Annotated in this window: 10 protein-coding genes and 1 pseudogene; 7 read left to right on the top strand and 4 right to left on the bottom strand. The window is 71.8% G+C overall.

Going from position 1 to position 12,283, the window contains the following annotated elements:
• Positions 1-98 precede the first annotated feature (98 nt).
• Positions 99-1,493, bottom strand: a complete 1,395-nt coding sequence (locus AB0383_RS33915; protein WP_364182921.1) for a helix-turn-helix domain-containing protein — start codon at positions 1,491-1,493, stop codon at positions 99-101.
• A 124-nt stretch (positions 1,494-1,617) separates the two neighbouring features.
• On the opposite strand from AB0383_RS33915, the gene AB0383_RS33910 reads away from it, so the two are divergent.
• The 7 genes from AB0383_RS33910 to AB0383_RS33880 all read left to right on the top strand — a co-directional run bounded on the left by AB0383_RS33910 (position 1,618) and on the right by AB0383_RS33880 (position 9,424).
• On the top strand, positions 1,618-2,487 hold the full coding sequence (locus tag AB0383_RS33910; protein WP_364182919.1) for a xanthine dehydrogenase family protein subunit M: 870 nt from the start codon (positions 1,618-1,620) through the stop codon (positions 2,485-2,487).
• Entirely contained in the window at positions 2,478-2,966 is a 489-nt protein-coding gene (locus tag AB0383_RS33905) for a (2Fe-2S)-binding protein (RefSeq protein WP_364182916.1), read from the top strand. The genes AB0383_RS33910 and AB0383_RS33905 overlap by 10 nt, the downstream gene beginning before the upstream one ends.
• Positions 2,963-4,303: an 8-oxoguanine deaminase gene (locus tag AB0383_RS33900; protein WP_364182914.1), complete on the top strand. Its 1,341-nt coding sequence runs from the start codon at positions 2,963-2,965 to the stop codon at positions 4,301-4,303. The genes AB0383_RS33905 and AB0383_RS33900 overlap by 4 nt, the downstream gene beginning before the upstream one ends.
• Positions 4,300-6,570 (top strand): xanthine dehydrogenase subunit D, encoded by a 2,271-nt coding sequence (pucD, locus tag AB0383_RS33895; protein ID WP_364182912.1) that lies wholly within the window; start codon positions 4,300-4,302, stop codon positions 6,568-6,570. The genes AB0383_RS33900 and pucD overlap by 4 nt, the downstream gene beginning before the upstream one ends.
• A 26-nt stretch (positions 6,571-6,596) precedes the next feature.
• On the top strand, positions 6,597-6,761 hold the full coding sequence (locus AB0383_RS33890; protein WP_364182910.1) for a hypothetical protein: 165 nt from the start codon (positions 6,597-6,599) through the stop codon (positions 6,759-6,761).
• A gap of 79 nt (positions 6,762-6,840) precedes the next feature.
• A complete protein-coding gene (locus tag AB0383_RS33885; RefSeq protein WP_364182907.1) occupies positions 6,841-8,463 on the top strand; it encodes an NAD-dependent malic enzyme in 1,623 nt (540 codons plus the stop codon).
• Positions 8,464-8,602: 139 nt separating this feature from the next.
• On the top strand, positions 8,603-9,424 hold the full coding sequence (locus AB0383_RS33880; protein WP_364182904.1) for a hypothetical protein: 822 nt from the start codon (positions 8,603-8,605) through the stop codon (positions 9,422-9,424).
• A 6-nt stretch (positions 9,425-9,430) separates the two neighbouring features.
• Here AB0383_RS33880 and AB0383_RS33875 read toward each other — a convergent pair whose 3' ends face one another.
• From AB0383_RS33875 to pucL, 3 genes and pseudogenes are all read right to left on the bottom strand, one after another.
• On the bottom strand, positions 9,431-10,027 hold the full coding sequence (locus tag AB0383_RS33875) for a TetR/AcrR family transcriptional regulator (RefSeq protein ID WP_364182901.1): 597 nt from the start codon (positions 10,025-10,027) through the stop codon (positions 9,431-9,433).
• Positions 10,024-11,357 (bottom strand): annotated as a pseudogene (locus AB0383_RS33870) (nucleobase:cation symporter-2 family protein). Before AB0383_RS33870 ends, AB0383_RS33875 begins: the two are co-directional and overlap by 4 nt.
• A gap of 25 nt (positions 11,358-11,382) precedes the next feature.
• Positions 11,383-12,282 carry a factor-independent urate hydroxylase gene (pucL, locus tag AB0383_RS33865; RefSeq protein ID WP_364182898.1) on the bottom strand — a complete coding sequence of 300 codons (900 nt, stop codon included), beginning with the start codon at positions 12,280-12,282 and terminating at the stop codon, positions 11,383-11,385.
• Between the last annotated feature and the right edge of the window lies 1 nt (position 12,283).

Here is a 12,283-nt window from a genome sequence, read left to right as displayed (position 1 = left end):
GCCGCCCCCCCCCGCGGTGTTTGCAAAGGGGGGGGTTTTTTGGGCGCTTTGGGCCGGGTACGGCCCCCCCTTTATCCCCCGGGCGCCCCTTCCCGGCTTCAGGACTCCGAAACCAGCGCCAGGTAGACGTCGACCTGCGCGACGAAGTCCGTGAGGTCCACGCCGAGCAGCTCGGCGGCGCGGCCGATGCGGTAGCGCAGGGTGTTCACGTGGATGTGCAGGGTTTTCGCCGCGCGCGTGGGGGAGCCGGAGCACTCGAGGAACACGCGCACGGTGCGCACGAGGTCGGAGTGCTGCTCGGCGTCGTAGTCGAGCAGTGGCCCGAGCAGGCGCCGGCGCAACGCGGCGCGCAGGTCGGTGGACGTGCCGGCGAGCAGGAGCTGGTGCACGCCGAGCGCGGCGGCGGGCACGACCACCACGTCGCCTTCCCGGTCCGCCGCAAGGGAAAGCGCGTGGCGCGCCACCTCGAACGCGCCGCGTGATTCCGCCGCGGGCACGGCATCGCTGACACCGGCGAGGATCCGCGTCGCGCGCAGCAGGGGTTCCACTGTGGACAGAGCGGTCACCGCGTCGTCGGCCCAGCCGGCAGGCCACGAGCCGTCGTCGGCGACGAGGGCGAGCGCCTCGGTGTGGTCGCGGCTGCCGGTCGGTGTGACGGCTTTCCCGGTGGTGGCCAGGAGTTCGGCGAGGACGTCGTCGGCCTCGGCGCTGTCCTCGGTCCGCAGGGCGACCGCGCGGACGTTCCCGCCGAGCGGCGCCGGCGACGGACGCGACCGCGCGCGAGCCAACCCGACGAGCCCGGCCAATTCCTCGGCGAGTTCGGTCTGCGCGGTGCTCAGCGGTCCGTCCACGGCGAGCAGCCACGGCACCGCGTGGCGGCTCTCCACCGGCAGCACGGTCAGGCCGCCGGCCGCCGTCGGCCGGGCGCGGGCGGCGGCGAACTGGCGCACGGGCTCGGCCGCCGACACCGGCAGCGGCCCCGTGCCGGCCACCACGCGGGGCACGCCCGAGAGGACCCAGCACGCCGTGCCGAGCTCCTCGGCCGCGCGGGCCAGCAGGTGTTCCAGCGGCGCGTCCTCCGCCGCGGCGGTGAGCAAGCGTTTGCGCGCTCCATCGGCGGCGGCCGCGAGGGCGAGTACCACGCGCTCGGTGACCACGGCGAACGACAGGTCCGGCGGTACCTCCAGCAGCGGGACGCCGTGGCGCGCGCACGTGTCGATGAGGTCTTCCGGGATGCCACCGGCGTCGGCGCCCGACGCGGCCAACGCGGCGGCGCCCCCGGCCGCGAGCGCCGCCACGAACGGCTCGGCGTCACCCGGCGCGCGCCACCACAGCAGCCCGGACAGCACGAGCTCACCCGCCGTCAGGTAGCGGCCCGGGTCGGGCAGCTCGGTCACGTAGATCCGCGTGACGGCGCGGTCGAGCAGGTCCTCGGCAGTGCTCGGGTGCGGGCGCAGGCCGGGCAGGCCCAGCAGGGTTCTCACGGTCGTCATCAGGCTTGTAGGAAAGCACAAACGGGTGGTCTTCCGCTGGGACGGCTTTCATGGCGGGGCACCGTTGCCGCGCGGGCGCGTTCGGCGTGTACTGGGACATCAGCCCGTGGGGAGGAGCTCGAGCGTGGATTTCCTGCGACCCGCCGACCTGGCCGAGGCGCTGGCCGTGAAGGCCGAACGGCCCGACGCGGTACCGATCGCCGGTGGCACGGACGTGATGGTGGAGCTGAACTTCGACCACCGCCGCCCGGCCGCGCTGCTCGATCTCACCGGCGTCGCGGAGCTGGCGGAGTGGTCCACTTCGGACGGGACCGTCCGGCTCGGCGCGGCCGTGTCTTATTCGCGCGTGATCACCGAGCTGGGTGAACCTTTGCCCGCGTTGGCGATGGCCTCGCGCACGGTCGGTTCGCCGCAGATCCGCAACCGCGGCACGGTCGGCGGCAACCTCGGCGCCGCGTCACCGGCCGGCGACACGCACCCGGTGCTGCTCGCGCTCGGCGCGCGCGTGGAGGTCGCGTCCGTCCGGGGCACGCGCGTGCTGCCGGCGGAGGAGTTCTACCTCGGCGTGAAGCGCAACGCGCTGGAGCCCGACGAGCTGATCACCGCCGTCCACCTGCCCGCGCACGCGGGTCCGCAGCAGTTCGCGAAGGTCGGCACGCGCAACGCGATGGTGATCGCCGTCTGCTCCTTCGCGGTGAACCTGCGGCCTTCGCAGCGCCAGGTGGGCGCCTCCGTCGGGTCCGCCGCACCCACCCCGCGCCGGGCCCGCGCGGCCGAGGAGTTCCTGGCCGCCGAGCTGCCGTGGGACGCGCCCACGGCGTTGGCGGACTCGCTCAAACGGCGCTTCGCCGAGCTCGTCGCCGAGGCCGCCGCACCGATCGACGACGTCCGCGGCAGCGCGGACTACCGAAAACACGCCCTGGCCGTGCTCGCTCGGCGCACGCTGACCTGGGCCTGGGACGAACACCGGGGGAGTGAGCGCACGTGCGCGTGAACGTGACCGTCAACGGCGAGGCCCGCGAGGCCGACGACGTGTGGGAAGGCGAGAGCCTGCTCTACGTGCTGCGCGAGCGGCTCGGCCTGCCGGGCTCGAAAAACGCCTGTGAGCAGGGCGAATGCGGATCCTGCACGGTGTACCTCGACGACGTGCCGGTGTGCTCGTGCCTTGTGGCGGCCGGCCAGGTCGAGGGCCACTCGGTCCGGACCGTCGAGGGCTTGGCCGACGGCGACAAGCTGGATCCCGTGCAGCAGTCCTTCGTGGACAACGGCGCCGTGCAGTGCGGTTTCTGCACGCCCGGTCTCGTTGTCGCGGCCCACGACCTGCTCAACCGCGTGGCGCAGCCCAGCGACGAGGAGATCCGCGAGGCGCTGGCCGGGAACCTGTGCCGGTGCACGGGGTACGAGAAGATCCTCGACGCCGTCCGCGCCGCCGCTGTCGTGAAGGGCGGCGCCGTGAAGGGTGGTGTCGCATGAGGACGGTCGTCGAGAACGCCGCGATCGCCACCGTCAGCGGCCCCGAATACGGCTCGGGGTACGTGCTCCTGGACAACGGCGTGATCGCCGAAGTCGGCGAAGGCACCTTCACCGGCGACGCCGAGGAGCACGTCGACGCGTCCGGCTGCCTCGTGACGCCCGGCCTGGTCAACACCCACCACCACCTCTACCAATGGGCCACGCGCGGGATGGCGGCCGACCACACGCTGTTCGAGTGGCTGGTCGCGCTCTACCCCGTGTGGAGCCGCCTCGACGCGGAGATCACGCACGCCGCCGGCACCGCCGGGATGGCGCGGCTCGCGCTGACCGGCTGCACGACCGTGGCCGACCACCACTACGTCTTCCCGCGCGACGGCGGCGACCAGGTCGAGGCGCTCGTCGCGGCCCGCCAGCGCGTCGGCGTGCGGCTGCACCTCGTGCGCGGCTCGATGGACCGCGGCGAGTCCGACGGCGGGCTGCCGCCGGACAACCTCGTCGAGGGCACCGACGCCGCGCTGGTCGGCACGGAGGCGGTCATCGACCGGTTCCACGACTCGTCGCCCGACGCACGCCTGCGGATCGCGGTCGGCCCGTGCTCACCGTTCTCCGTCACCGAGCGGCTGATGACCGGCGCGGCGGACCTGGCGCGCCGCAAGGGCGTGCGGCTCCACACGCACCTGGCCGAGACGCTCGACGAGGAACGCCAGTGCCTCGCCGAGGTCGGCTGCACGCCGGCCGAGTACGCGGACAAGCTCGGCTGGCTGGCGGGCGACGTCTGGCTCGCGCACACCATCCACCTCTCGCTCGACGCGATCCGCCGCTTCGGCGCCACCGGCACGGGCTCGGCGCACTGCCCGACGTCCAACGGCCGGCTCGGCGCGGGCATCGCCCCGGTGCGGGACCTCCTGGACGCCGGTGCGCCCGTGGGCCTCGGGGTCGACGGCGCCGCGTCCAACGAGTCCGGCGGCCTCGGAGAGGAGCTGCACCAGGCGCTGCTGCAGGCTCGGCAACGCGGCGGGCCGACCTCGCTGACCACCCGGGAAGCGCTGTGGCTCGCCACGTTGGGCGGCGCGCGCTGCCTCGGCCGCGACGCCGAGCTGGGCTCGATCGAGGCCGGCAAGCTCGGTGACCTCGCCGTGTGGGACCTGTCGGGGCTCGAGTACGCGGGCATCACCGACCCGGTCGCCGCGCTCGTGCTGGGCGCGACCCCACCGTTGGCGCGACTGCTCGTGGGCGGCCGGACCGTGGTGGAGCACGGCGCGCTGCATGAGGAGGACGAGTCCGCGATCGCCCGCGACCTGGCCGCCGCGAGCGCCCGGCTGCGGGAGGACCGATGACGACCACCACCACTTCGCAGGCCACCGGCACCACCAACGGCGTCGGGGCCGATGCGCCGAGGCCCGACGGCACGGTGAAGGTGCGCGGCGAGTTCGCGTACTCCTCGGACCTGTGGCACGAGGACATGCTGTGGGGCGCGACCCTGCGCAGCCCCCACCCGTACGCGCGGATCACCGGGATCGACCTCACGCAAGCGCTTGCGGTGCAAGGGGTTTACGCCGTGCTGACCCATGAGGACGTGCCCGGCGTCAACCGCTACGGGCTGGAGCACGCCGACCAGCCGGTGCTGGCCGACGACGTCGTGCGCTACCAGGGGGAGCCCGTGGCGCTCGTCGCCGCCGACCACCCGGAGACGGCGCGGCGGGCGATGAAGCGGATCAAGGTGACGTACGAACAGCTGTCGCCCGTCACCAGTTCCGAGGCGGCGGTGCGCGGAGAGGGCCCGTCGTTGCACCCGGACGGCAACGTGGTGCGCCACGTGCGGATCCGCCGTGGCTCCGAGGACGTGCGGGCCGACGTCGTGGTGTCCGGGGTGTACGAGGTCGGCATGCAGGACCAGGCCTTCCTCGGCCCGGAGTCGGGGCTCGCGGTGCCCGACACTGTCGGTGGCGTGGACCTGTACGTCGCGACGCAGTGGCTGCACGTCGACCAGCAGCAGATCGTCGCCGCGCTCGGCCTGCCGGTCGAGAAGGTGCGGCTGACGCTCGGCGGCGTCGGCGGGGCCTTCGGCGGCCGCGAGGACCTGTCGATGCAGGTGCACGCGTGCCTGCTCGCGCTGCACACCGGCAAGCCGGTGAAGATGGTCTACAACCGCGAGGAATCCTTCTACGGCCACGTGCACCGGCATCCGGCGAAGATGTACTACGAGCACGGCGCCACCTCCGACGGCCGGCTCATGTACGTCCGCGCGCGCCTGTTCCTCGACGGCGGCGCGTACGCGTCGTCAACCGGCGCGGTGGTGGCCAACGCGGCGACGCTCGGCGTCGGACCGTACACAGTGGACAACGTGGCGGTGGACTGCTGGGGCGCCTACACGAACAACCCGCCGTGCGGCGCGATGCGCGGCTTCGGCGCGGTGCAGGCGGCTTTCGGGTACGAGTCGCAGATGGACAAGCTGGCCGCCGCGTGCGGCCTCGACCCGGTCGAGCTGCGCATCCGCAACGCGATGACCGAGGGTGCCGTGATGCCGACGGGCCAGGTCGTGGACTCGGCCGCGTCCGTCGCCGAGCTGCTGGAACGCTTGCGCGCCAGGCCGTTGCCCGCTTCGCGCTCGTTCGACCTCCGCCACCTGCCCGGCGGCGTCTCCAACACCACGCACGGCGAAGGCGTGGTGCGGGGTGTCGGGTATGCCGTGGGGATCAAGAACGTCTGCTTCTCCGAGGGCTTCGACGACTACTCCACCGCGCGCGTGCGCCTGCAACTCGTCGGCGGCGAGCCGGCGGCCACTGTGCACACCGCGGCGTGCGAGGTCGGGCAGGGGCTCGTGACGATCATGCAGCAGATCGTGCGCACGGAGCTCGGCGTGGAGCAGGTGACCGTGCTGCCCATGGACACCTCCATCGGCAACGGCGGCTCCACGTCGGCGTCCCGCCAGAGCTACGTGACCGGCGGCGCCGTGCAGGCCGCTTCCGCTGCTGTGCGCTCCCGCCTCATGGCCCACGCCGGCCTGCCTGTTTCCACGCGGGTAGCCGGCGGCAAGCTCGTCGCGTCCGACGGCGTGGTGCTGGCGGATCTCGCGTCGGTGCTGGGGTCCTCGACGTTCGACGAAACGGTCGAATGGCGCCACCGCCCGACTTATCCGCTCGACCCTGTCACCGGCCAGGGTGTCGCCCACGTGCAATACGGCTTCGCCGCCCACCGCGCCGTGGTCGACGTGGACGTGGAGCTGGGCCTGGTGAAGGTCGTCGCGCTCGACTGCGCCCAGGACGTCGGCCGCGCCCTCAACCCGCAAGCCGTCCTCGGCCAGATCCAGGGTGGCTCCGCCCAAGGCCTCGGCCTCGCCGTCATGGAGGAAATCCAGGTCGACGCCGGCCGCGTCCGCAACCCCTCCTTCACCGACTACCTCATCCCCACCGTCCTCGACATGCCCCCGATGTCCATCGACGTTCTCGAACGCCCCGACCCCCACGCCCCCTACGGCCTCCGCGGCGTCGGCGAACCCCCCACCATCTCCTCCACCCCGGCCATCGTCGCCGCCATCCGCGCCGCGACGGGCCTGGCGCTCACCCGGGTGCCGGTCCGGCCGGAACACCTGACGGGAACCTGAGGATCATCGACCTCCCGCGGCACGGCGTGGTCGCCGGGCTCGCTGACCGTGGACCCGTCGGCGTTGATCTCGGGTATTCCTCGCTGGCGGTTTTCGAGCAGGCCGCCGCGGCGCTGCGGGCCGCGCTCGGGGCCAAGATTGCCGGTTCCGAGCCGGAGAACGCGGTCCGTGCCGTGGTGTCCGGTTGGTGAATGGCGGGCTGGCGGGCGACGCGGCGCAGTGGTTGAGTCGACGCGGAACGTCCGATGTGGATCAGACGGGGGAGCGCGCATGCCGGACCGCGGACACGACCGCCTTTTCAACCCGCTCACCACAAAAGGCACGGCGTTCACCCACGACGAGCGGCGCCGACTCGGCCTGCTCGGCCTCCTCCCCCTCGCCGAGAAGACGATCGGCGAGCAGGTGGCGCACACCTACCAGGAGTTCGCGCGCCAGCCCGCCGATCTGGACAAGCACGTGTTCCTGCGTGAGTTGCAGGACCGCAACGAGACGCTCTTCTACCGGCTGCTCGCCGAGCACCTGGAGGAAACCCTCCCGATCGTCTACACGCCCACCGTCGGTGAGGCGTGCCAGCGCTTCAGCGAGATCTACCGCCGCCCGCGGGGCCTGTACGTGGCCTACCCCGACCGGGAGCACCTGCGCGAAGTGCTGCGGAACCGGCCCCGCGAAGAGGTCGACGTCATCGTGGTCACCGACGGCCAGCGCATTCTCGGGCTGGGCGACCAGGGCATCGGCGGCATGGGCATCCCCATCGGGAAGCTGTCGCTGTACACGCTTATCGGCGGCATCGACCCGGCGCGCACGTTGCCGATCATGCTCGACGTGGGCACCGACAACGTCGAGAGCCTCGAAGACCCGCAGTACCTGGGCTGGCGCCACCGGCGCATCGGCGACGACGAGTACTACGCGTTCGTCGACGACTTCGTCACGGCGGTGCGCGAAGAGCTGCCCGAGGTGCTGCTGCAGTGGGAGGACTTCGCCACCGCGCACGCCCAGCCGATCCTCAAGCGCTACCGCGACCGCCTGCTCACCTTCAACGACGACATCCAGGGCACCGCCGCCGTCGCGGTCGGGGCGCTGCACGGCGCGGCGAAGGTGGCCGGGCGGCCGTTGTCCCAGCAGCAGGTCGTGATGCTCGGCGCGGGCTCGGCCGGTATCGGCGTGCTGGAGATGATCCGCCAGGAGATGGTGGCGCAGGGCCTGTCCGACGCCGAAGCGGCCGAGCGGATCTGGGTCGTCGACATCGCGGGCCTGCTCACCGACGACCGCACCGACCTGTCGGAAGGCCAGCGCCGCTTCGCGCAGCCGGCCGCCAAAACCCAAGGCTGGACCGGCGCCGGGCTGGCCGACGTCGTGCACAACGTCGACGTCGGCGTGCTGCTGGGACTCTCGACGGCGGTGGGCGCGTTCACCGAGGAGATCGTGCGCGAGCTGGCCGCCAAGACCGACCGGCCGATCATCTTCCCGCTCTCCAACCCCACCAGCCGGGCCGAGGCGACTCCGCGGGAGCTGGACGAGTGGACCGACGGCCGCGCCCTCGTCGCCACGGGCTCGCCGTTCGCACCGGTGGCGCGCGACGGCAAGCAGCATCGCGTCGCGCAGTGCAACAACGTCTACATCTTCCCGGCCATCGGCCTGGCCGTCACGGCCGTCGGCGCCACGCGCGTGACCGACGCGATGATGCGCGTCGCCGCGAAGACACTCGGCGAAGCGTCACCCGCGCTCAACGACCCGGACGAACCACTTCTGCCGGCGTGGGAAGACGTGCCGGAGGTCGCCACGCGGATCGCCACGGCCGTGGCCGAGCAAGCCGTGCAGGACGGCGTCGCCGCGGCGAACGACGACCTCGCCGAAACGGTCCGCCGGGCCCGCTGGACGCCCGACTACCGCTGACGATCCGATAAGTTCGGCACGTGGGCGTTGCCGAGCTCCTGGCCGAGATCGCGACCGACGGCGACTACACCCCGCTTCCCCTGCGCAACTTCAGGGCGGAGGCCTCGCCGCGGTAGGCGAGGCGCTGGCGTCGCCTTCGTTGCGGGAGGCGGCGCTGGCCGTGCTCGCCACGCTGGGCGAACCGTTCGACCCAGCTTTGCTGCCGGCGGAGCAGCCGCTGCCCCTGAACGCGTGCGAGTTCTGGTACGCCCTGCCGACGACTGACCAGGCGGCGGTGCTGGACGCGTTCGGCCTGTCGGCCCCGGTGCCGGTGACGATGCGCATGGGCCGGCTGGCTTGGTGGTACCAACGGCTGAACTGGGGGCAGGACCACGGCCGGTGCTCGGTGGTCTACGTCAGCCCGGTGCTGAACGGCTGGACCCTGGTGTTCGGCGAGCCGGCGGAGGACTTTCACGGCACGCTTGCCGACGGCGTCGAAGACCCTTACGACGTCAAGCAGATGTGGGCTGATGAGGCCGCCCACCGGATCGTGCGGAGGGACCGGTGCGCCGCGCTCAGCCGGCGGTTCGGCGCGACGCACCTGTATCTGAGGAGCCACGGCGACTCGACGACGTCGTGGTTCATCGCGGAGCACGGGACCGTCATCCGCTGGTACGACCTGATGGTGCCGGAGGAGCAGATCGGGCCGCCGCATCCGGGCGAGGCGGGTTTCAGGTTGCCGCACGAGGACAATCCGTGGCCCGACGGTTCCTTCGACGACAACGTCCGGTCGTACGTGGGAAAGGAACTGTCGCTGAAGTTCCACGATCGCTACCGGCAGCTGCAAGCCGAGTACAACTTGCCCGACAAGTGCGACGCCGACGACATCGCGGCCCGGCTGTCCGTCGATCCCCGGGACCTCGGCCCCACCACCGTGGTCCAGGGCCACGGGGTCCTCGCCCGCACCGGCTGCCCGGACTGACACCCCCTACCGCCGATGCCCGTCGTCGTCGAGGTCCGTCAGCAGCCGGCGGGCGACGTCGACCACGGCGGCGCCCGCCACGGCCATCGGATCCGGCGAACGCATCGACCGCGCCAGCACGAACGCGCCCTCCAGGCTGGTGATCAACGCGATCGTCAGCACCCGCCCCTGCTCCGCCGGCAGCCCGAACGCCGCGAACCCAGCCGTCCCCGCGTCGATCCACGCGGTGAACACGTCGGCCGTCGCCTGGCGCAGGGGTTCGCTCGTTGTCGCGACTTCCAAAGCCACCGTGGCGATCGGGCAGCCCTCGACGTAGTCCGTCTCCATCAGCGTGGTAACCCCGGAGGCGAAGAACGCCTCGATGCCCGCCACCAGGTCCGGCGCCGGCGAGATGAACACGTCGAACAGCTGCGCGTACTCCATCCCCGACGTGCGGATGACCTCTTCGGCGAGCTGTTCCTTGCCACCGGGGAAGAAGTGGTACAGCGAGCCGAAGGGCGCGCTGGCCTTCTCGACGATCTGCTTCACGCCCGTGCCGGTGTAGCCACCGCGGCGGAAGAGCTCCGCGCCCGCGGCCAGGATGCGGTCCTTCGTGCCTGTCACGGCACCGAGGATAGCTCCGGGGCGGTAGAGCGTTCTATCAACCGTTCGCCGAACACGAGGTTCAGCACCACGGCCGTGAGGCAGCCCGCGCTGATGCCGGAGTTCAGCACCACCTGCAGCGCCGCCGGAAATCCCGAGTAGAAACCCGGCACCGCGATGGGAATCAGGCCCACGCCCAGCGACGCGGCCACGATCGCGACGTTGCCGGGATGCTCGAACGACGCCTTCGCCAGCGTCCGCACGCCGCTCACCGCCACGCTGCCGAACAGCACCAGCCCGGCCCCGCCGAGTACCGGCTGCGGCACGAGCGCCACGATTCCGCCCGTCACCGGCAGCGCGCCGAGCACCACCAGAACCACACCGCCGGCCGCGACCACGTACCGGCTGACCATCCGTGTCAGTGACACGAGCCCGATGTTCTGCGCGAAGGCGTGCACGCGAACCCGCCGAACACGGTGCTCACGGCGGTGGCGAGCCCGTCGGCGCGCAGGCCGTCGGCCAGGGTCCGGCTCGTGGTCGGCCGTCCGACGATCTCGCCGAGCGCCAGCAGGTCGGCCGTGCTCTCGGCCATCACCACGAGCATCACGATGAGCATCGAGACGATCGCCGCGATGTCGAACACCGGCGCGCCGAAGTGGAACGGCGTGGCGATGCCGAACACGGGCGCCTGCTCGAGTGTCGACGTGTCGACTTCGCCCAGCGGCCACGCCAGCAACGTTCCGGCGACCAGGCCCAACAGCAGCGCGATCCGGCTCCAGAAACCCTTGAGGAACCGCGTGAACACCAGCACCGCGATCAACGTGACGCCCGCCAGCAGCAGTCCGCTCGGCCGCGCCGCCGGCTGTTGCGCGGAAATCCACTGCACGGCCACAGGCAGCAGCGAGACGCCGATGAGCGTGATGACGGTGCCCGTTACCACCGGTGGGAAGAACCGCGTGAGCTTCGAGAAGAACGGCGCGGCCAGCACCACGAACACACCGCCGACGAGCGTCGCGCCGTAGACGACGCCCAGCGCGTTGCCGGCGTGCTGCTGCGCGATCGACAGAATCGGCGCGACGGACGCGAACGTGACGCCGTTGACCAGCGGCAGCCGCGCGCCGAAGCGCCACACGCCGAGCGTCTGCAGGAGCGTGGCGAGGCCGGCGGTGAACAGGGACGCGCTGATGAGCAGGCTCAGCTGCCCGGGCGAGAGCCCGACGGCCGCGCCGATCACCAGCGGCGGGGCCACCACGCCGGCGTACATCGCCGCCACGTGCTGGATTCCGCCGAGCACGAGCTGTGGCCACTTCGGGCGCACATCGACGGGATGACGGGTAGCTCGTTCTGACATGTGCTCTCCCGGTGGGGATTCGGGGCTAGAGCACGGCGTCGGTCCAGGCCGGGCCGGGCTCTTCGGCTTCGTCGCGGACCGCGGTGCCTTCGATGAGGCCATACGGGCGGTCGGCGGCGTAGAACACCTCGCCTGAGTTCTCGAGGCCGAAGGGGCTCAGATCGACGAGGAAATGGTGCTTGTTCGGCAGGGAAAGCCGGACCTCGGCGACCTCGGGCCGTGCGAGCAGCACGGCCTCACCCATCGTGTACAGGGTCTGCTGCAACGACAGGCTGTGCTTCGTGGCGAACGCCTGAAGCAGCGTTCGCCGGATCTCCTGGTGGTTCTTCGCCCAATCAATGTCGGTGGCCGCCGGGTCGCCGTCGTAGCGCCAGCGTGCGGTGACAGCGGTGGCGAGAATGCGGTCGTCGGTCTCCGCGAGCGTCGTGTACTCGTCGCGTGGGAAGCCGTGGAACTCCGAGCCACCGGACTTGAGCACGGTCAGACCGTCCACACCGGACACCACCCACGCGCGGTCGGCGTGCACGGTCGCGGTGGTGATGCGGTTTTCGCCGCTGGAGCGGCTGAACGCGTGGTCGTGCGGCCGGCCGTCGACGGGGATGCGTTCCCAGGCGTGCTCGGCGACGGTGATGCGCGCGCCGGTGATCGCCTCCTGCGTGGCCACGAAGTGCCGGCCCAGGCGCAGCGCGAAGTCCTCGATCTCGCCGACGTCTTGCTGCTTGGCGAACGCGTAGACGGTGTTCTTCTGCGCGTCGGTGGTCAGCACGGCGCTGTTGTCGCCGGTCAGGTGCGTCGCGGCGAGGTCGCCGCGCAGGGCCGTGGACACGGTGAGGTCGCGCAGGTGGTGCACCGGACCGTCGCGGCGGACGGTGACCAGGCGGACCTCTGCCTTGCCGTACTGGTTGGGGCCCAAGGAGATTCCCACA

Origin of the sequence: Amycolatopsis sp. NPDC051373, from assembly GCF_040689465.1 — a bacterium.
In the GTDB taxonomy this organism is placed as follows: Bacteria; Actinomycetota; Actinomycetes; order Mycobacteriales; family Pseudonocardiaceae; genus Amycolatopsis.
The sequence above is the reverse complement of the archived record's forward strand: the minus strand, read 5'-3'. Positions and strand labels throughout refer to the sequence as shown.